Origin of the sequence: Winogradskyella epiphytica, from assembly GCF_003217215.1 — a bacterium.
GTDB lineage: Bacteria > Bacteroidota > Bacteroidia > Flavobacteriales > Flavobacteriaceae > Winogradskyella > Winogradskyella epiphytica.
Map to the genome: position 1 here is coordinate 22,183 of NZ_QJTD01000004.1, position 19,317 is coordinate 41,499.

A 19,317-nucleotide genomic window follows, 5' to 3' on the forward strand; every position below is an offset into this window, starting at 1 on the left:
CTTCTTTGTAGAAAATGTATTAATTTAAGGCAAAGCTTATCTTATGAAACCGTCAGCCTTTCTTCTTGTAACCATAACAACTGTACTACTGCTAGCAGTAACTATTATGAGTGCTGTAAACTTTGCGTTTCCATGGGTGTTTTATCTAACCGTTATCGGGCAGATTGCTGTGGTGTTTATGGTCTATAAAATTCTACATGATAAATACACTACCACTAAAACCTTTGATGATTTTTACGAGGATCATCCTATGGATACTTTTATGTACTAAATACAATCTTTCCCATTCTACCAATAGAGTAGAGAACATAAAAAAAGAGCAGCACAAGTGCTACTCTTTTATATATTTTATATAAAAAAATATCTATATATCTTCAGCGTCTCTTAAACTCTGAATGTATTGAGCTTTTTGAAGTTGTCTTCTGTTCTTAACAGACGGCTTCGTGAAATAACGAGACTCTCTAAGGTTTTGCATAATCTGTACATTTCTGTGTTTACGCTTATAACGCTTAAGTGCACGTTCTATATTCTCTCCTTCTTTGATTTCGATTTTAATCATGTATCGATATATTTTTGTTATCTAATTCTTGCAAATGGTCGGCAAATATATGCTAACTATTTGAAAATAAAAAATAATATGAAAGTTTTAAACATTTATTTTTTGGTCATTAACTTTAGTGGCTCTTTTGGTTATTAAATTTTAACATAAAACCTTAAAAGTAATAGGCTTAAGGTGAAAATTTAACTTACAATAATTAAGCGTTCTAAAATAGATTTTTTAACCTAAATAAGTTTTTAAAATCTTACTCTTACTAGCGTGTCTTAATCGCCTAATCCCTTTCTCTCTAATCTGTCTTACACGTTCACGAGTTAAATCGTAAATGCTTCCAATTTCTTCAAGAGTCATTGGTGGCTGATCGCCAATACCAAAATTCAAACGAATAACGTCGCTTTCCTTTTGAGTTAAAGTTTCAAGAGCACGCTCAACTTCTGTGTTTAATGATTCTCTCATTAACTCGCCATCAGGTCTCGGTGACTCTCCAGAACTTACCACATCGTACAAACTAAATGTCTCTCCGTCCTTTAATGGTGCATCCATGGATAGATGACGACCAGAATTCTTCATAGACTGTTTTACCTCACGAACACTAATGTCAAGCTCGCGAGCAATCTCTTCAGCATTTGGAGGTCTCTGGTTAATTTGTTCTAAATGAGAAAAGGCTTTATTAATTTTATTAATAGTACCAATCTTATTTAAAGGTAAACGAACTATACGCGACTGCTCTGCTAAAGCTTGTAAAATAGCTTGTCTAATCCACCATACCGCGTATGAAATGAATTTAAAACCTCTAGTTTCATCAAAACGTTTTGCAGCTTTGACTAAACCAGCGTTACCTTCATTAATTAAGTCAGGAAGTTTTAATCCTTGATTTTGATACTGCTTAGCAACTGAAACAACAAATCTTAAGTTGGCCGTTGTTAACTTATCTAGTGCCGCCTGATCACCTTTTCTGATGCGCTGTGCTAATTCCACTTCTTCATCTGCCGTAATTAATGGAATCTTACTAATATCTTGTAAATACTTATCTAAAGATTTGTCTTCTCTATTAGTAACCTGCTTGGTGATTTTTAATTGCCTCATGTATCCTTTAAAATTTAGTGAACCTTCAATATAACTTAATAATCCATAAAAGCAAGAAAAAGGTTAATTATTAATAGAAATTAAGATTTATTAACTATATTTAACGTTTGCGCCTTAATTTTTGGTCGAATCCTGAACTTTTTTATTGGATTTCTTTCTTCCTCCTAAAATTCCTTCCAATATATTCCCCACACCCTCTTTAACTTTGTCTTCTGTAGATTGAGTGCTATCTACTGGCTTAGTAGGAATGCTATCTACGGGTTTAGTAGGAACTGTTGTGTCAGTTGTAGACGTCGAATCAGTTTTGGTAGGATTTTGTTGTCCATTCATAATGCCACCTAATAAATCCTTGATTTTGTCTTTTCCTTGACCTATTAATTTTTGTTTTTCAATCTCAATTAACTGTTGCGTTAAATTAGAAATACCCGTAGTTAAATCAGTTTTTACATTTGGACTGGAGAAGGTGCCACCTATATTCGCAGTGATCGGAATTGAAATTTTATTGACTTCATTATCATTGATTTTTCCAATGAGTCTATTTACCTCGCTGCCTAAATATTTAGCAGGTACTTGTAATACGGCACTATAGTTCATGACATTTGCAAAACTGTGCGTTCCAGATACCTCAATTGGAATATCTTTATAATTTATAGTGAAAGGTTTAACGGATACCTGACCATCTTTAAAACTTAAATTGGTTACAAGATCTTTCAAAATAAAATCATCGAAATTGATAAAATCCAACTTGCTATCTAAGGAAGTAAGTAGCGGACTGTTTTCACTATTAATTTTTTCTGTGATTATAGAAGCTAATGCGTATCCTGATATTGAACTTAAATCCGGTGAAAAAGTTGAATCTAAGAAGCCACTAACATCAATAGTTGAATTCAATTTACCTTTTAAAACTTTAGCAATAGGTGCTAAGGCTTCTAACATTTCTAATCCTGCAAACGACTCTGAAATATCAAAATTCTGCATGGCCAGTTTCATGTCGAAGCTTGGCTTCACATCTTTGGTGGATACATTTCCAGAAAGTCCCAATTGACCATTAAAAATATCGGTGGTCATATCTTGGAGATTCGCGTTTTGATCTTTTATGTTTAATCGTCCCTTAACGTTCTTCAAATTTAAATTATCATAAATTACTGTTTTAGCATTTGCAGTAATAGAACAATCTAAGAAGGCTGGAATTTTAAGAGATTCAGAAGTTGTCGTAGTTGTGCTTGACGTGTTACTTTTAGCTTCAGCGTCATCTTCAGACATAAAATCGGAAATAGCGAATGTGTTGGAGTTTACGTTAAAATGTCCTTGTAACTTTTTGTCACTCAATAGAAAACCGAGCAGATTAGTAATGGTTCCTGTTGCCGATAAATCACTCTTTCCGGTTAAGGCATCAAACCTATTTAGACTGACTGTGCCTGGTTTGAAGGTTAAGTCGGCCTTATTAATTTGAAGTGGATTAATTAGGTCTTCAGAAGAAAATACAAAATCACTAATGGATACACTTCCGTCATTTTTGATACGTTGATAGGCATTAGTTTCAATAGCATTCATATCAAAAGCGGTATGAATCTTTCCTTTCAAAATACCTTTAAGCTCATTTTCTAATTCAACAGGATACGCTTTTGTAATATTTGCTAAGTTTAAAACACCATCTAAGTTGGCATCCACCAACATGTTTTTGGTCAAGTTTTTTAAATGAATTTCGGATTTAAATACGTCTTCATCAATCTGAAAATTTAATTTATTTAGGTCTACGAATGTATCATCAATATTTCCTGTGGTGTTCTTAACAGTAGCATCAATAATTATGTTTCTAACACTCTTAGGAAGGTCTGGGAATTTAAAAGAAGCATTATCTGAATTAAGATTAATATCGAAACCTGGAATAGTGTCATCCGAATTCAATCCTTTTATTATACCATTCATGGTAAATTGACCTGAAGTGGCAACTTGTTCAAGATTCTTAGCGTAGGCTTTTGGAATTACAGCCATTAAATCCTTAAAAGATGATTCAGGATTTTTGAAACTAATATCTATTTGTTGTCCCGCTTCCACTAATTGAACAAAACCTTCAAATTCTAAAGGAAGTTCGTTAATATATCCTTTGTTTTCTTTGAAAGAATATTTATCCTGATCAAGATCGATATCAATTAAGGCGTCTAATTTAATTCTGTTATTGCTTAGATATTCTGTGCTGTCCATCGCTAAGCTGATATTTGCCTCAGTTTTTGTGTCTAATTCCGAAATATCACCTGAAAAAATTCCTTTACCACTATGATTAATTTCAGTTAGATAAAACTTTATATCTGAACCTTCATCAATATAAGTGAAAGCACTATTGTTTATTTTATAATTGTCAATATCGAAGCTGAAGGAACTTGAGCTGTCGGCCGGTTTAGTTGGGTTAGGCTCACTGGTTTTTACAATATCGTAGTTAACCGCTCCTGTTTTATTAGTTTTTAATACGAGTAGCAGTTCATCGGCAATGACTTCATTGACTTCAAGAGGTTCATCGGTACCTTTAAATAATTCGGAGATGGCCATTTCAAAAGAAATAGACTTAGCAATGGCTAAGTTTTCTCCTTTAAAAGGTGCGCGATTAGTGATTTTTAAATTCTTAACACTCACTTCGGCTTTAGGGAAGCTGCTAATAAGACTAAGGCTGACATCGTCAAAAGTTAAATCGGCATCCAAATTATTGTCAGCATAATTTTGAAAAATTGTGTCTATTTTCGATTCTAAAACAAATGGTATGGCAACAAGAATCGCAATGAATACCAGTAAAACAATTCCTATAATTTTTAAAAACTTTTTCATAAAGGTGTATTTGTGCTTTATTTAAAACAACTTCTTAGTTATATACGCAAAATTCAGCATAAAAGTTACTTTAAGGCCTAAGTTTAAGAAGATTTTAGTGTTTCATTTGACGTTTACAATAAATTTATTTCCTCATTTACTTTTAGTTTAAATCGCTTTCTAAATAAATAAACACCAAGGTATAAAAATGGAGTGTCCATTATGGCGATTAAAAATTTGAATAGGAAGCCACTTAATAGCAGGCCGTAAAAGTTTTCCCAATCAATAATTCCAAAGGTACACAGTAAGAACACCACAGTGAATGTATCTATAAATTGAGAAAACCATGTTGAAAAATTATTTCGCAACCATAAGTGTTTTCCTTTAGTGACACGTTTCCAAAAGTGATATATCTGAATATCCACAAATTGTGCAAAAAGGTAAGTGATCATACTTGCGAATACAGCCAAAGACGTGTTCCCAAAAACTTTAGAAAACATATCGTCATTTACATAAGACCATTCCGTTGCTGGTATCTGTGCGCTTACATAAACTATGAGTAAAGAGAACAATGAAGCAAAAATTCCAACGACCACAACGTCATTTGCGCGTTTTTTACCATAAATCTCACTGATTAAATCGGTAATTAAAAAGGTGATGGGGTAAGGTAAAATGCCAACAGAAATTTCAAATAATTTAAATCCTAAAATTTCCATGTTCAGCGGATACCAATAAAAGAATTTTTGAAAAATAAGATTTGAAACAACTAAGGATGTAATGAAAAGAGCACCAAGTAAGAGATAAATGCGATGTGCGAAAAGCTTGTCTTTTAATTGCATTAAAAATTGTCGATAAATAGTTTCTGTAAAGATAATCTATTAATATTTCTTTTAGTTATTTTGCCCTTTCTATGAAACCAAGCAAAACCATCCATATCGCATTAGGAAGTAATAAAGGCCATAAGTTGGAGTATTTACAATCGGCTGTTAATGCTATTTTTGAGCGAATTGGTGTGGTGAGGATAATGTCTAAAATTTATGAAACTCCGGCTTTTGGGTTTGAGGGTGATGATTTTTATAATGCATGTATTGCGGTAGATACCGAATTGAAACCGAAAAAAGTTCTTAAAGAACTTCAAGACATTGAAATTGAATTAGGACGCACAAAAAAATCTACTGAATCTTACGAATCCCGAGAAATTGATTTAGATATTTTGTTTTTTGGAGACGAAATTGTCGAAGAGAAAAAGTTAATCATTCCTCATGCCGAATTGCATAAGCGAAAATTTGTGCTTCAACCTCTTTATGATATCGCAAAAGATGTGGAACATCCTGTTTTGAACAAAACGGTTGAGGTATTATTGAATGAGTGTAATGACGATTCAGAAATAGAACCGAAGAATATTTGGCTAAAGAATCCGCAAAAAGCTTACGATTTTACCGACTATAATTATATCGCCATTGAAGGCAATATCGGAGCAGGAAAAACAAGTTTGGCTAATAAAATTGCCCACGAGTTTAATGCGAAACTGATCTTAGAGCGTTTTGCAGATAACCCATTCTTGCCAAAATTTTACAAAGAACCAGAGCGTTACGCCTTTACATTAGAGATGTCGTTTTTGGCCGATCGTTACCAACAAATCAGTGACGATTTATCACAATTTGATTTGTTTAAGGACTTTATGGTGAGTGATTATGATGTGTTTAAGTCGTTAATATTCTCAAAAATCACCTTACCTGAAGACGAATTTAGATTGTATCGAAAATTATTCTATCAGGTTTATAAAGATATAGCAAAGCCAGATTTGTACGTTTATCTTTATCAAAATACGGAGCGACTTCAAGCTAATATTAAAAAACGAGGACGTAATTACGAAAAGGACATCAAGGATGATTATCTCGAAAAAATTAATGCAGGATATCTCGATTTCTTAAGAAGTCAAACCGAAATGAATGTTATCATTATTGATATTTCGGAAAAGGATTTTGTAAAGAATCGCGAAGATTATTTGTGGGTATTGGGAGAGATTGATAAAGCTTGTGAAGAGAATATTGATTAAGCTTCTTTAAACTGAAGATTTAGATCATATAAAGCGAGGTGTGAATTCGACCTTTATTGTTGTCTAAAACCGTATCAATCAGGGTTTTCTCTTTTTTAATTTTCAAGTTGAACGGTGGTTCCAATAAATCTACACCACTATTTTGTTTCAATCTAATACCTTGACCAGAGATTATATCCTTATTAGGAGCGAAAGTTCCGATTGGAAGATGCTCTGTAAGAATCACGTATTTATAATATTGCAGTTTTTGAACGATGTCGTGAATTTCAGCATTTGATAAATGTTGAAGCACTTGTCTTATAATGATGCAATCTGCTGCTGGAAGCTCGTCTTTTGCTATATCTAAACAATGAAATTCTAAGTGGTTTTCTTGAAATTTAGATTTATTTCGTTCAATAAGATCTTCTACAATGTCTATAGCTATATAACGACTCGTATATTTAAGGAGTTGTCTTCCGATATTAAAATCGCCACAACCTAGATCGCATACAGATAAACTATTGTTATGCGCATTTAAAAATTCAATGACAGATTCTAAATATGGCGCAACAATTTTGGAGTCATGAGAACCTTCACCTGAATAAAAATCAAATTCCTTTCCTCCCCAGAGATTCAATTCGTAAATCTGAGTCATCGCATCTTTTGTTGGCCAAGGTTTTTTCATTGAATTTGAATTGCAATTTGTCCTTTATGTTATTCACAGTGTCGAACCACTATGTTAGCTTTCCGAAATTAGATAGGATTAAGGAATCTCTAAATTATAGATTTAATTTAAGCAAGTTATAAGATTTAGATTCGCTGAACTTAAAGGCTTCTCGTAGCTTATACTTCGCTTTGTAGAAATGTCAAAACATAGTTACTTGTTAGTATTTATTTTCTATAGCTTAGTTTAGCAAAAACATCCCAAATCACCACACCACAACTTACCGAAATATTTAGGGAATGTTTTGTGCCGTATTGTGGAATCTCAATCACCACATCACTGTTGCTAACTACATTTTGAGCGACACCTTTCACTTCGTTGCCAAAAACAAAGGCGTATTTTGTGTTTGGTTGCGGTTTAAATTCATTGAGCATAGTAGCGTTTTCGGCTTGTTCAATGGCGCAGATTTGTACGTTTTCAGACTTTAATTTTTCGATAACATCTAATGTGTTTTCGGCATATTCCCAATCTACAGTTTCTGTACTTCCTAATGCAGTTTTTCTAATATCATTATGAGGTGGTTGTGCCGTAATTCCACAGAGATATATTTTTTTAATTAAAAAGGCATCACTTGTTCTAAAAACCGAACCAATATTGTTTAAACTTCTAATATTATCTAGTACTATAATAATTGGAGATTTTTCAGCAGCTTTAAACTCGGCAACTTCTAATCGCTCTAATTCTTCGTTTTTTAGTTTTCTCATTATTTACCTGTTTGTGTCATAGCGTAGACGAAGGACTTAACAACCTTACAAAATTCTCTAAATTTCAGTAGATTACCTTCCTTCATCGCATTTTGCTCGAAATCACTAATAGAATTGTCAACACCTGTAAATAACTTATGGCTTGTAGGCTTCTATAAACCTCAAAATATAAGTAATTTAGCAAACTTACAATTTTGTAAATTTTCAAGGCAAAAATATAACTTAAAACCAGATTACCATTGGCTAAATCAGCAAAAAAAGAGACACCATTAATGAAACAGTATAATGCAATCAAGGCTAAATACCCTGATGCACTCTTGTTGTTTCGAGTTGGCGATTTTTACGAAACCTTTGGTAGCGATGCCGTTAAGGCCTCAAAAATTCTGGATATCATTTTAACCAAACGTGGAGCGGGAAGTGATAGTGAAACGGAATTAGCAGGTTTTCCACATCATTCTTTAAATACTTATTTGCCAAAATTAGTTAGAGCAGGTGAGCGCGTTGCTATCTGCGACCAATTAGAAGATCCTAAGCAAACGAAGACTATTGTAAAACGTGGAGTTACAGAATTGGTAACACCAGGTGTAGCTTTTAATGATGATATCCTTCACTCTAAGTCTAACAATTTTTTATGTGCGGTTTATTTTGAAAAACAACGAATTGGTATTTCGTTTTTAGATATTTCTACAGGTGAATTTTTAACCTCACAAGGGGATGCCGAATATATTGATAAGCTGCTTCAGAATTTTAGTCCTAGTGAAGTGTTAGTTTCCAAAAAAAGCAGAAAGTTATTTTCTGAAACTTTTGGCAAAGATTTTCATACGTTTTATTTGGAAGATTGGGTGTTTCAAGCCGATTATGCTCATGAAACCTTAACCAAACATTTTAATACTAAGACACTAAAAGGATTTGGGATTGAAGATTTATACGAGGGGATTATCGCTTCGGGTGTTGCGCTTCACTATTTGAGTGAAACGCGCCATAATAAGTTAGAGCATATCGCTACGATTTCTAGAATTGCTACTGATGATTATGTGTGGATGGATAAATTCACCATTAGAAATTTAGAATTATACAATTCTACCAATGCTAATGCCGTGACCTTGATTAATGTTATAGACAAGACAATTTCGGCAATGGGTGGAAGAATGCTTAAACGTTGGTTGGCCTTACCCTTAAAACATGCTGAAAAAATAAAACAACGTCATGAAGTTGTCAAATATTTGTTGGAAAACGAGACTGTGCTTCAAAAGATTCAAGGGCAAATAAAACATATTGGTGATATTGAACGTCTCATTTCAAAGATTGCAACGACTAAAGTTAGTCCACGAGAAGTCATTCAACTTAAAAACTCATTAGAAGCGATTGTACCTATCAAGTCCGTCGCTGAAAATTGTGACAATGAGGCTTTAAAAGTATTAGGAGATAATTTGCATCGCTGTGATTTATTACGTGAAAAAATAAAGGAAACTTTAAACGAGGAAGCGCCAGTAAATGTCTTAAAAGGAAATACAATAGCGGAAGGCTTTTCTGAAGAATTAGACGAGTTAAGAGGCTTGTCTCAATCAGGAAAGACCTACTTGGATAATATGTTGAAGCGTGAAACTGAACGTACAGGAATAACCTCTTTAAAGATTGCGTCAAATAATGTTTTCGGCTATTATATAGAAGTAAGAAACTCACATAAGGATAAAGTTCCAGAAGAATGGATTCGCAAACAGACCTTGGTAAATGCAGAACGTTATATTACTGAGGAGCTCAAGGAATATGAAGCGAAAATTTTAGGTGCCGAAGAGCGTATCTTAACCATTGAGCAAAAATTGTTTGCTGAGCTAGTTACATGGATGCATCAGTTTATTGTTTCGGTACAGCAAAATGCACAGTTAATAGGTCAATTAGATTGTTTATGTGGTTTTGCAAGTTTAGCAAAGGCTAATAAATATGTGTATCCACAGATTGACGACAGTTATGATTTGGAAATCAAAGATGGGCGTCATCCTGTAATAGAACAACAATTACCAATAGGTGAACCATATATTGCTAATGATTTATTTTTAGATAGAGCATCCCAGCAAATTATTATGATTACCGGTCCAAATATGTCGGGTAAGTCGGCTATTTTGAGACAAACAGCATTAATTGTACTATTAGCTCAAATAGGAAGTTTTGTGCCTGCAGGCGAAGCGAGAATAGGTTTAGTAGATAAAATATTTACTAGAGTTGGAGCAAGTGATAATATTTCAATGGGAGAATCGACATTCATGGTAGAAATGAATGAGACGGCTTCTATTCTTAATAACATCTCTGATCGCAGTTTGGTGTTATTAGATGAAATAGGAAGAGGCACCAGTACTTACGATGGGATTTCTATCGCTTGGGCGATTAGTGAGTATTTACATGAGCATCCAGCCAAGCCTAAAACATTATTTGCGACGCACTATCACGAGCTAAATGAAATGAGCGAAACATTTGAGCGTATTAAGAATTTTAATGTTGCCGTAAAGGAGTTAAAGGATAATGTGCTTTTTGTTAGAAAATTAGTTGAAGGTGGCTCAGAGCATAGTTTTGGTATTCATGTAGCTAAAATGGCTGGAATGCCACAACAGGTGATAAGCCGAGCAAATAAAATTCTTTCTAAATTAGAAAAATCACATTCGAGTGAAGAGTTAACGGATAAGGTAAAGACATTTAAAGACGACTTACAATTAAGTTTCTTTAATTTAGATGATCCTTTGTTGGTTGAGATAAAAGATGAGATTTTGCACACAGACATTGATACTTTAACGCCTGTTGAGGCCTTAATGAAGCTTAATGAAATCAAGCGAATGCTGGTAAAGAAAAAGCAAGCGTAAATTTTTTTAATTTATTTTTAAAAAAGGCTTTGTAATTCTAATAAATATTATAAATTTGCAACCGCTTTGAAAGCGAAATAGTTCTTTAAAAACTGCGAAAGTAGCTCAGGGGTAGAGCATCACCTTGCCAAGGTGAGGGTCGCGGGTTCAAATCCCGTCTTTCGCTCTATTCTTTTAAAATATACCAATTTGATTACAAGATTTGTAATTAAGATGCTGAAGTGGTGGAATTGGTAGACACGTTGGACTTAAAATCCAATGTCCATTAGGACGTACGGGTTCAAGTCCCGTCTTCAGTACTAAAGCCTTTATCGAAAGATAGAGGCTTTTTTTATTGACAAAATTTAAGTAATCTCTGAAAGAGACTTTAAGAATTTAACACAAAAAAAAGCCTGATTTTCATCAGGCTTCTAATTAAATAATTAAAGATAATTAGTCAATTTTTACTTTATCTGCTGCTTTGTCCACAGCGTCATTACCAGCTTTCTTAGCTGATTCTACAGCGTCGGCACCTGCTTTCTTTACGTTTTCAACTGCGTCACTTCCTGCTTTTTTAGCACCTTCAACAGCTTCGTTAGTAGCGTCTTTAACCTCATCGGCCATTTCTTTAGCGCCTTCTTCAATACTATTTGCAGCGTCATTTGCCGCATCTTTAGCATCTTCTAAAGCTTCACCAGAAGCGTCAGCCGCATCTTCTACAGCGTCTTCAATAGCATCTCCTGCATCTTCTAAAGCGTCACCTGCTTCATTCATTGCGTCTTCAATTTTGTCCTCTGATTTTTCCTTTGTATCTCTACAAGAAGTAAAGGATAATCCTATAAAAGCAACTAGTGCTAGACTTAATACAACTTTTTTCATTTTAATAGTTTTAGTGTTAATTTAATTTGTGTGAATAAGTAATAATGTAATTGTGTAAAAATTAGTTATTGTCGATATCGTCAACAGCATCTTCTACAGCTTTTCCAGCTTCTTTTGTTTCGTTAACTGCATTATCTACAGATTTACCAATTTTTTCTAAAGCACCTTCTGTTTCTTTTTCAACAGTTTCAACTGCTTCTTCTGTTTTACTTTCGGTTTCTCTACAAGATGTGAATGATAACCCTACAAAAGCAACTAATGCTATACTTAATACAACTTTTTTCATTTTAATAGTTTTTGTTTTTATGTTTATTAGTGTACGAAAATACACAATTCAATGAAATTTTAACATAATTTTTTGAAAATTATAATCGTCCACTTTCTGCTATATACGTTTCTATTGAAGGAATTGGACTATATTAAGGCGATATTTTCTGAAAAATTTAGATCTTGTTATCTAAATAATTCATGATCTCAATAACCGCACCTCTGTTAGAATCAATATAAGATTTAGTAATTGATCCTTGTTTGTTTCGAAGCTTATCGTCCGTTATTAAAGCGGCTAAGGTTGATTCAAAAGCTAATGAGCTTCCAACACTAGTAACCCCTCCCAAGGTAATTAATGATTTGGCTTCTGGGAATTTGTTGTAATTTTTTCCAATTAGAATGGGCACACTAAAAACAGCAGGTTCTAAAATATTGTGAAGTCCTGTTGAGCCCGCACCTCCACCAACATATGCAATGTCTGCATAACTGTAGACTTTGCTTAAATAGCCAATGGTGTCTAAAATAAAGACCTTGTAATCGGCTAAATTTTGATGTTCAGTTAGTTCTGAATAGCAAATAGTTTTTACTTTTAATTGTGTTTTAAGAGAAGCTATATAATTTGGTTTTATATTATGTGGAGCAATTACAAATTTTACATCAGCATTTTTGTTAGTATTAATGTCATCCATGTACAGTTTGTCATCTTCTGGCCAAGAGCTTCCAAAAACCACACATAATTTGTCGTCTTTAAATTCTTCAATAAATGAAACTGTATTGTCAACTTTTAATTGGTTTGAAACCCGATCAAATCGTGTGTCGCCAGAAACAGTTACATTATTGTAATTTATGCGCTCAAGTAGAGTTTTAGAATTTTCGTCTTGTGTAAAAATATGGTTGAAAGCGAATAGAGCAGATTTTGTATAAGCACCATACCATTTAAAAAAGGCTTGGTCTTTTCTAAATACCGCTGAAATTAAAATCGCTTTTAAGTCACGTTTTTTAATTTCATGTAAAAAATTAGGCCAGATTTCATATTTAACAAAAAGTGTATAATCAGGGTTTACTAGATCTAGAAATTTTTTAGCATTGGACTTAGAATCTAAAGGAAGGTAAACCACAACATCGGCGATAGTCGCGTTTTTTCTAACTTCATATCCTGAGGGTGAAAAAAATGATAGAACGACTTTATAATCGGGATGCTTCGTTTTTAGCGCTTCAAAAACTGGTAAGCCTTGTTCGTATTCACCGAGAGAGGCACAGTGAAACCAAAATGTTTTGTCTGTAGGTTGAATAGTGCCTTCAAGTTTAGCAAAGGTTGTTTTTCTGCCTTCAACGCCTTTTTTCAATTTCGAATTGAATAAAGCGAGGCTCTTTATAATAAAACCTGCTATGTAAATTCCTATAGAATAGAGTGCTCTCAAAAACAAAAATTTATGCTAAAATACACTACTTTCAATTAATTGCATTGCCATAGCGCTTACAATTTCGTATTTTCGCTAAGGCAAAATGTTTAATTAAATAGACTCCCATTTTCATGGGCATTAAGATGAAAAAAATACAAATGGTTGACCTTCAGAGTCAATATGCGAAAATAAAAAATGTTGTAGATGCTTCGATAACTGAAGTTATGGATAGTGCTGCTTATATCAATGGACCTATTGTACATCAATTTCAGAAAAATCTTGAAAATTATTTAGGTGTAAAGCACGTCATTCCATGTGCGAATGGTACAGATGCCTTGCAGATTGCTATGATGGGCTTGGGTTTAAAGCCAGGTGATGAGGTGATTACTGCAGATTTTACATTCGCTGCAACAGTAGAGGTTATTGCACTTTTACAATTAACTCCTGTTTTAGTTGATGTAGATCCTGTTACTTTTAATATCGATGTAAACGCCATTAAAAAAGCGATTACACCAAAAACAAAAGCTATAGTTCCTGTTCATTTATTTGGTTTACCGGCAGAAATGGATGAGATTATGGCCTTGGCTAAAGAACATAATCTTTATGTCATAGAAGATAATGCACAAGCAATAGGTGCAAGTTATAAGCATAAAGATGGAAGTAAAACTAAAGTAGGTGCAATAGGTCATGTGGCTTCAACGTCTTTCTTTCCTTCAAAGAACCTAGGTTGTTACGGAGATGGTGGTGCTATATTTACGAATGACGATGATCTAGCTCATAAAATTAGAGGTATCGTAAATCATGGAATGTACGAGCGTTATCATCATGATGTGGTAGGTGTAAATTCAAGATTAGATTCTATCCAAGCTGCTGTTTTAGATGCAAAACTACCGCATTTAGACACTTATAATAAAGCAAGAAGAGCTGCCGCTAGAAAATATAGTGAGGCATTTAAGAATCATCCAAATATTATAACACCAACTGGTTTAGATCCTAATGATGCTGATGATTCTCACGTCTTTCATCAATACACGCTTAACTTAAAAGGTGTGGATAGAGATGCTTTGGTAGCGCATTTACAGTCAAAAAATATCCCATGTGGTGTATATTATCCAATTCCACTGCACAAACAGAAGGCTTATACTGATCCACGTTATAACGAAGCAGATTTCCCTGTGACAAACGAATTAGTAAAGTCTGTAATTTCCCTCCCAATGCATACTGAGTTGGAAGACGATCAAATCGATTTTATTACAAGCACAGTTTTAGATTTTATAGCATCTAAATAATAATATAAGACATCCGCAATGATATCATTTTTTTATTATTGCGGATATTCTATGTGAAGTAGTCAGCACACAAAAACAAATACATATGAAGATTTTAGTTACAGGAGGTTTAGGTTTTATCGGTTCTCATACGGTTGTAGAATTACAAAATGAAGGCTATGAAGTAGTGATTATAGATAATTTGTCGAATTCCTCAATTGAGGTTTTAGATGGTATTACTGCAATTACAAAGAAAAAACCACTTTTTGAAGAGCTTGACTTGAAAGTAAAGACCGATGTTCAAGATTTCTTTATGCGTCACAATGATATTGTTGGTGTTATCCATTTTGCTGCAAGTAAAGCGGTAGGAGAGAGTGTTGCTGAACCATTAATGTATTATGAAAATAATATTACCACTTTGGTCTATGTTCTTCAGGAATTGAAAAAATTAGATAAAAAGAATTTTATCTTCAGTTCTTCTTGTACGGTTTATGGACAGGCTGATGAATTGCCAATTACAGAAAGTGCTCCTGTGAAACCTGCTGAATCTCCTTATGGTAATACGAAGCAAATAGGTGAAGAAATAATCAGTGACACTTGTAGAGTAAATGGCGATATTAAAGCAATAGCATTGCGTTACTTTAATCCTGTTGGCGCGCATCCCTCTGCAGAAATAGGAGAGTTGCCAATTGGTGTTCCGCAAAATCTTGTGCCTTTTATCACACAAACAGCTATTGGAATGCGAGAGCAACTTTCAGTTTTTGGAGGAGATTATCCAACCTCTGATGGGACTTGTATTAGAGACTATATTCATGTGGTAGATTTAGCTAAAGCCCATGTCGTGGCCTTAAAGCGACTTTTAAATGGAGACAATGATTCCAATTACGAATACTATAATTTAGGTACAGGAACAGGCAGTACAGTTCTGGAAGCGATTCAAGCATTTGAACGTGTTTCAGGTGTTGCGATAAATTATAAAATAGTAGATAGAAGAGAAGGTGATATTACAGCCGCTTATGCTGAAACCAATAAAGCTAATACCGTTTTGGGATGGAAAACAGAATTAACCTTAGATGATGCTATGGCTTCAGCTTGGAAATGGGAGCAAAAAATTCGAAATAAGTAAGTCCTTATTTTGATGAATTGTTTATTGAAATTCTGATAATTTTTTATTCAATTTAATACCAATAAGATTTTATAAAATCTTCTTTTTCAGGATTATATATCTTATAATTTAATGAAAACAACTTGTTTTGATCAGAAATCAACTCATTTCTTCAAACTTTTAATTAGGAATTCTATAAGGAATAGTTAAAAGATTTAAAGAATTCTTAAAGATTTGATTGTCTGTTGTTTGATTTGATAATGAAAAAGGCAGTTAACTAGGTTTTAACGTCTATTTCTTGGGATTGCTAATCATTCTTCGTTACTTTGTACCCAATGATAATTGAATAACATGAAACTGATTAGTATTAAAAGAGAGACCAAAGTTGAAGGTCGCTTCACGAAAAAAATGGGTGTATTAATGACTAATGTCACCTATATCAAAAAGCAATTTTTAAGTATTCCTTACAAAACACTTCATAAATATCGTGATACGTATTATGGAGAGGTAAAAGATTGTGATGATTGCCAACTAGCTCGTTAGGCAATTTCTTCCTTTTTATTGCTGTTAAAAATACCACTGAATAATAACATTATCATTCCAGCGGTAACAGACATATCTGCAATATTAAAGATACCTGTTTTAAAAACACCTCCTAAATTTATAAAGAAGAAGTCAGTGACTTGACCGAAAACTATTCGGTCAAAGACATTGGCAATACCTCCTCCTGCAATACAGCAAAAGGCAATTAGACTTAATCGGTCTAATTCTTTAGTTTTAAGGATATAATAAATCACATAAGCTAAAACAACAGTGGGTAAAACCAACAAGAAAATAAATCTTAATGTTGGGTTCATATCACTTCCCATTCCTAAAAAGGCACCTTTATTCTCTACCCAAATGAGTTGAAAGTATTTGCCAATAACATCAATTTCTTCTCTAAAATTTAAGGTGTTACGAACAATTACTTTAGAGATTTGGTCAATGGCAATATTGAAAACTATAAGTAAAGTTATAAATAATGTCCTGTTCAAAGTAGCTGAATTTAGGCGTTAGTTGTAAGTGTAGCTGAGGCTGTCTCTGCTTCACGATGTATTTTCTTTACTAAGCCTTGTAAAACTTTACCAGGTCCAACTTCTGTAAAATGTTTGGCGCCATCGGCAACCATTTGCTGTACTGACTGTGTCCAACGCACAGGAGCCGTTAATTGTGAAATTAAATTCGCTTTAATCTCGTTTTCATCGGTAATAGCTGATGCCGTTACGTTTTGATATATTGGACAAAATGGTTTGCTGAACGTTGTGTTTTCTATAGCAGCTGCAAGTTCTTCACGAGCTGGTTCCATTAATGGCGAGTGAAATGCGCCACCAACAGGTAAAACTAAGGCACGTCTCGCTCCAGCTTCTTTTAATGCTTCACAAGCTTTATTAATGGCTTCAACTTCTCCTGAAATTACTAATTGGCCAGGACAGTTATAATTTGCTGCGACTACAACGCCTTCCGTTGATGCACATACTTTTTCAACCACTTCATCTTCTAAACCTAAAACAGCAGCCATAGTGCTAGGTTGTAGTTCACATGCTTTTTGCATTGCTTGAGCGCGTTGTGAAACTAATTTAAGTCCGTCTTCAAAAGTTAAGGCTCCAGCAGCAACTAATGCTGAAAATTCACCAAGTGAATGACCCGCAACCATATCTGGTTTAAAACTATCTCCAAGTGTTTTTGCTAAAATGACAGAATGTAAAAAGATAGCCGGCTGAGTTACCTTGGTTTCTTTTAAGTCTTCTGCAGAACCTTCAAACATGATATCAGTGATATGAAAGCCTAAAATACTATTAGCTTTTTCAAATAATTCTTGTGCTATAGGTGAGTTTTCGTAAAGATCTAATCCCATTCCTGAGAATTGAGCTCCTTGACCTGGAAATATATATGCGTTCATTTATTTAAAATTTAAGTTGCAAAAATAACAATTAATTATTTATCGGTTTGATGAATATTTTTAATGGCTTTCTTCCGCTATTAATGGGATTATTTTAGTTTAACTGCATGCTGCTTCAGCACATCGTTCACCATCCATAGCTGCCGAAATAATACCTCCTGCATAACCGCCACCTTCTCCGCAGGGAAATAAATTTGTGATTTCAGGATGTTCTAAAGTTTCTGTTCTTGGAATGTTTACAGGTGAAGACGTTCTTGATTCTACACCTATGATATTGGCTTCTTCAGTATAATAGCCTTTCATTTTGTCACCAAAGGCTTTAAAACCTTTCCTTAAAGAACCACCAATAATTTTTGGTAATAAGGAATGTAATGGAGCCGACTTTAAGCCGGGTTGATAAGAGGTATCATTTAAAGTTGATGATAATTTACCTTCCACAAAATCTGTGAGTCGTTGTGCAGGTGCCGACTGAGTTCTTCCTCCAGCGGTAAAGGCCAATCGTTCTAAGTCTTTTTGGTATTCTAAGGCTTTTAAAGCACCAAAATGCTCGTATTTATATAAGTCTCTTTCGGCATTGATTTCAGTAATTATTCCTGAATTAGCGAATTTATTATTTCGTTTTGAAGGTGACATACCATTAACAACGACTTCTCCGTTTGCAGTGGCAGCCGGAACTATAAATCCACCTGGACACATACAAAAAGAATATACACCTCTGTTGTTTACTTGTTCAACTAAACTATAAGAAGCGGCTGGTAAAACCTCGTCTCTTGGTTCACCTAAACAATGATATTGAATGCCATCGATAAGTTCTTGAGGATGTTCAACACGAACGCCCATAGCAAAAGATTTAGCTTCGAGTTTTATTTCTTTATCGTTTAATAAATAAAATATGTCACGTGCCGAATGCCCTGTGGCTAAAATGACTTTTTCAACATCCATTTCCTCGCCATTCTGAAGTTGAATAGCTACAATCTTTTTATCTTTTATGGTAAAGTCTGTAACTCTTGCTTCAAAATGAACTTCACCACCGTATTTGATGATATTCTCTCTAACATTTTTAACTACTTTAGGCAATTTATTGGTGCCAATATGAGGATGAGCGTCAATTAAAATTTGATCGGTTGCACCGTGATACACTAAGTTTTCAAAGATTCTTCGAACATCGCCACGTTTCAAACTTCTAGTATAAAGTTTTCCATCACTATAAGTTCCAGCGCCACCTTCTCCAAAGCAATAGTTTGAATCTTCATTCACATAGTGGTCTTGATTAATGGCTTTTAAATCTCTACGACGATCCTGAACGTTTTTACCGCGTTCTAAAACAATAGGTTTAAAACCAAGCTCAATACAACGTAAGGCTGCCCACATTCCAGCAGGACCAAAGCCAATAATATGAATAGGTTTGGCGTTAGAAACATCTTTATAATTAAAGGTATAATCTGAAGACTCCGGTAGGGGTTCGTTGATATAAACTTCAACCTTGTAGTTAAACATGATATTTCGCTTACGTGCATCAATTGACTTTCTCAGTACTTTAATTCCTGATATTTCAGAAGGTTTCATACCTAAATCAGACGCCACTTTGTTTAGCAGGCTATCTGGTTGTTTCTCTTGTTGTAAATTAATGCGTGTTTGTAAGGCTCTTATCATGCTGCAAAATTAGTTATAATTATGAATAGATTTACTTGAGCATAAAAAAACCACGTTCATAACGT

18 protein-coding genes and 2 tRNA genes are annotated in these 19,317 nt (G+C 34.1%); 8 read left to right on the forward strand and 12 right to left on the reverse strand.

What is annotated here, in order from left to right; genetic code table 11:
- Positions 1 to 43: 43 nt before the first annotated feature.
- A complete protein-coding gene (locus DFQ11_RS10240) occupies positions 44 to 271 on the forward strand; it encodes a hypothetical protein (RefSeq protein WP_110475797.1) in 228 nt (75 codons plus the stop codon).
- A gap of 93 nt (positions 272 to 364) precedes the next feature.
- Here DFQ11_RS10240 and rpsU read toward each other — a convergent pair whose 3' ends face one another.
- The 4 genes from rpsU to DFQ11_RS10260 all read right to left on the reverse strand — a co-directional run bounded on the left by rpsU (position 365) and on the right by DFQ11_RS10260 (position 5,280).
- Positions 365 to 559 carry a 30S ribosomal protein S21 gene (gene rpsU, locus DFQ11_RS10245; protein ID WP_110475798.1) on the reverse strand — a complete coding sequence of 65 codons (195 nt, stop codon included), beginning with the start codon at positions 557 to 559 and terminating at the stop codon, positions 365 to 367.
- Positions 560 to 778: 219 nt separating this feature from the next.
- Positions 779 to 1,642 (reverse strand): sigma-70 family RNA polymerase sigma factor, encoded by an 864-nt coding sequence (locus tag DFQ11_RS10250; RefSeq protein ID WP_110475799.1) that lies wholly within the window; start codon positions 1,640 to 1,642, stop codon positions 779 to 781.
- A 114-nt stretch (positions 1,643 to 1,756) separates the two neighbouring features.
- Positions 1,757 to 4,462 carry an AsmA family protein gene (locus tag DFQ11_RS10255; protein ID WP_110475800.1) on the reverse strand — a complete coding sequence of 902 codons (2,706 nt, stop codon included), beginning with the start codon at positions 4,460 to 4,462 and terminating at the stop codon, positions 1,757 to 1,759.
- Positions 4,463 to 4,575: 113 nt separating this feature from the next.
- Complete coding sequence (locus DFQ11_RS10260; RefSeq protein ID WP_110475801.1) at positions 4,576 to 5,280, reverse strand: queuosine precursor transporter; 705 nt, start codon at positions 5,278 to 5,280, stop codon at positions 4,576 to 4,578.
- A gap of 71 nt (positions 5,281 to 5,351) precedes the next feature.
- Here DFQ11_RS10260 and folK point away from each other — a divergent pair, with 71 nt between their 5' ends.
- A complete protein-coding gene (folK, locus tag DFQ11_RS10265; protein ID WP_110475802.1) occupies positions 5,352 to 6,500 on the forward strand; it encodes a 2-amino-4-hydroxy-6-hydroxymethyldihydropteridine diphosphokinase in 1,149 nt (382 codons plus the stop codon).
- Positions 6,501 to 6,519: 19 nt separating this feature from the next.
- Here the strand turns inward: folK and DFQ11_RS10270 are convergent, their stop codons facing one another.
- Both DFQ11_RS10270 and DFQ11_RS10275 read right to left on the reverse strand, forming a co-directional pair.
- Positions 6,520 to 7,164 (reverse strand): class I SAM-dependent methyltransferase, encoded by a 645-nt coding sequence (locus tag DFQ11_RS10270; protein ID WP_229791280.1) that lies wholly within the window; start codon positions 7,162 to 7,164, stop codon positions 6,520 to 6,522.
- A 206-nt stretch (positions 7,165 to 7,370) separates the two neighbouring features.
- Entirely contained in the window at positions 7,371 to 7,907 is a 537-nt protein-coding gene (locus DFQ11_RS10275; RefSeq protein ID WP_110475803.1) for an RNA methyltransferase, read from the reverse strand.
- Between the two features lie 239 nt (positions 7,908 to 8,146).
- On the opposite strand from DFQ11_RS10275, the gene mutS reads away from it, so the two are divergent.
- The 3 genes from mutS (at position 8,147) to DFQ11_RS10290 (ending at position 11,058) form a co-directional block, all read left to right on the forward strand.
- Positions 8,147 to 10,759 (forward strand): DNA mismatch repair protein MutS, encoded by a 2,613-nt coding sequence (gene mutS, locus DFQ11_RS10280; protein WP_110475804.1) that lies wholly within the window; start codon positions 8,147 to 8,149, stop codon positions 10,757 to 10,759.
- A gap of 94 nt (positions 10,760 to 10,853) precedes the next feature.
- Positions 10,854 to 10,925, forward strand: a tRNA-Gly gene (locus tag DFQ11_RS10285).
- Between the two features lie 49 nt (positions 10,926 to 10,974).
- Positions 10,975 to 11,058 (forward strand) — tRNA-Leu (locus DFQ11_RS10290).
- Between the two features lie 133 nt (positions 11,059 to 11,191).
- On the opposite strand, the gene DFQ11_RS10295 is transcribed toward DFQ11_RS10290, so the two are convergent.
- The 3 genes from DFQ11_RS10295 to DFQ11_RS10305 form a co-directional block, all read right to left on the reverse strand.
- Positions 11,192 to 11,617, reverse strand: a complete 426-nt coding sequence (locus DFQ11_RS10295; protein ID WP_110475805.1) for a hypothetical protein — start codon at positions 11,615 to 11,617, stop codon at positions 11,192 to 11,194.
- Between the two features lie 61 nt (positions 11,618 to 11,678).
- Positions 11,679 to 11,903, reverse strand: coding sequence for a hypothetical protein (locus DFQ11_RS10300; RefSeq protein WP_110475806.1), 225 nt, complete (start codon positions 11,901 to 11,903; stop codon positions 11,679 to 11,681).
- Positions 11,904 to 12,060: 157 nt separating this feature from the next.
- Positions 12,061 to 13,305 carry a 3-deoxy-D-manno-octulosonic acid transferase gene (locus tag DFQ11_RS10305; RefSeq protein ID WP_189343014.1) on the reverse strand — a complete coding sequence of 415 codons (1,245 nt, stop codon included), beginning with the start codon at positions 13,303 to 13,305 and terminating at the stop codon, positions 12,061 to 12,063.
- 125 nt (positions 13,306 to 13,430) lie between these two features.
- On the opposite strand from DFQ11_RS10305, the gene DFQ11_RS10310 reads away from it, so the two are divergent.
- The 3 genes from DFQ11_RS10310 to DFQ11_RS10320 all read left to right on the forward strand — a co-directional run bounded on the left by DFQ11_RS10310 (position 13,431) and on the right by DFQ11_RS10320 (position 16,203).
- Complete coding sequence (locus DFQ11_RS10310) at positions 13,431 to 14,576, forward strand: DegT/DnrJ/EryC1/StrS family aminotransferase (RefSeq protein ID WP_110475808.1); 1,146 nt, start codon at positions 13,431 to 13,433, stop codon at positions 14,574 to 14,576.
- Positions 14,577 to 14,661: 85 nt separating this feature from the next.
- A complete protein-coding gene (gene galE / locus DFQ11_RS10315; RefSeq protein ID WP_110475809.1) occupies positions 14,662 to 15,681 on the forward strand; it encodes a UDP-glucose 4-epimerase GalE in 1,020 nt (339 codons plus the stop codon).
- Between the two features lie 330 nt (positions 15,682 to 16,011).
- Positions 16,012 to 16,203 carry a hypothetical protein gene (locus DFQ11_RS10320; protein WP_110475810.1) on the forward strand — a complete coding sequence of 64 codons (192 nt, stop codon included), beginning with the start codon at positions 16,012 to 16,014 and terminating at the stop codon, positions 16,201 to 16,203.
- On the opposite strand, the gene lspA is transcribed toward DFQ11_RS10320, so the two are convergent.
- The 3 genes from lspA to DFQ11_RS10335 all read right to left on the reverse strand — a co-directional run bounded on the left by lspA (position 16,200) and on the right by DFQ11_RS10335 (position 19,252).
- A complete protein-coding gene (gene lspA / locus DFQ11_RS10325) occupies positions 16,200 to 16,694 on the reverse strand; it encodes a signal peptidase II (RefSeq protein ID WP_110475811.1) in 495 nt (164 codons plus the stop codon). The two genes, DFQ11_RS10320 and lspA, sit on opposite strands and share 4 nt — an antisense overlap.
- 11 nt (positions 16,695 to 16,705) lie before the next feature.
- A complete protein-coding gene (gene fabD, locus DFQ11_RS10330) occupies positions 16,706 to 17,599 on the reverse strand; it encodes an ACP S-malonyltransferase (RefSeq protein ID WP_110475812.1) in 894 nt (297 codons plus the stop codon).
- Between the two features lie 99 nt (positions 17,600 to 17,698).
- On the reverse strand, positions 17,699 to 19,252 hold the full coding sequence (locus tag DFQ11_RS10335) for an NAD(P)/FAD-dependent oxidoreductase (RefSeq protein ID WP_110475813.1): 1,554 nt from the start codon (positions 19,250 to 19,252) through the stop codon (positions 17,699 to 17,701).
- Positions 19,253 to 19,317 lie beyond the last annotated feature (65 nt).

Coding starts and splice junctions, on each gene's coding strand:
- DFQ11_RS10240 (WP_110475797.1), top strand. CDS start 44: ATGAAACCGTCAGCCTTTCTTCTTGTAACCATAACAACTGTACTACTG.
- DFQ11_RS10300 (WP_110475806.1), bottom strand. CDS start 11,903: ATGAAAAAAGTTGTATTAAGTATAGCATTAGTTGCTTTTGTAGGGTTA.
- rpsU (WP_110475798.1), bottom strand. CDS start 559: ATGATTAAAATCGAAATCAAAGAAGGAGAGAATATAGAACGTGCACTT.
- DFQ11_RS10335 (WP_110475813.1), bottom strand. CDS start 19,252: ATGATAAGAGCCTTACAAACACGCATTAATTTACAACAAGAGAAACAA.
- DFQ11_RS10320 (WP_110475810.1), top strand. CDS start 16,012: ATGAAACTGATTAGTATTAAAAGAGAGACCAAAGTTGAAGGTCGCTTC.
- DFQ11_RS10255 (WP_110475800.1), bottom strand. CDS start 4,462: ATGAAAAAGTTTTTAAAAATTATAGGAATTGTTTTACTGGTATTCATT.
- DFQ11_RS10250 (WP_110475799.1), bottom strand. CDS start 1,642: ATGAGGCAATTAAAAATCACCAAGCAGGTTACTAATAGAGAAGACAAA.
- galE (WP_110475809.1), top strand. CDS start 14,662: ATGAAGATTTTAGTTACAGGAGGTTTAGGTTTTATCGGTTCTCATACG.
- DFQ11_RS10310 (WP_110475808.1), top strand. CDS start 13,431: ATGAAAAAAATACAAATGGTTGACCTTCAGAGTCAATATGCGAAAATA.
- DFQ11_RS10270 (WP_229791280.1), bottom strand. CDS start 7,164: ATGAAAAAACCTTGGCCAACAAAAGATGCGATGACTCAGATTTACGAA.
- DFQ11_RS10275 (WP_110475803.1), bottom strand. CDS start 7,907: ATGAGAAAACTAAAAAACGAAGAATTAGAGCGATTAGAAGTTGCCGAG.
- DFQ11_RS10260 (WP_110475801.1), bottom strand. CDS start 5,280: ATGCAATTAAAAGACAAGCTTTTCGCACATCGCATTTATCTCTTACTT.
- fabD (WP_110475812.1), bottom strand. CDS start 17,599: ATGAACGCATATATATTTCCAGGTCAAGGAGCTCAATTCTCAGGAATG.
- folK (WP_110475802.1), top strand. CDS start 5,352: ATGAAACCAAGCAAAACCATCCATATCGCATTAGGAAGTAATAAAGGC.
- DFQ11_RS10295 (WP_110475805.1), bottom strand. CDS start 11,617: ATGAAAAAAGTTGTATTAAGTCTAGCACTAGTTGCTTTTATAGGATTA.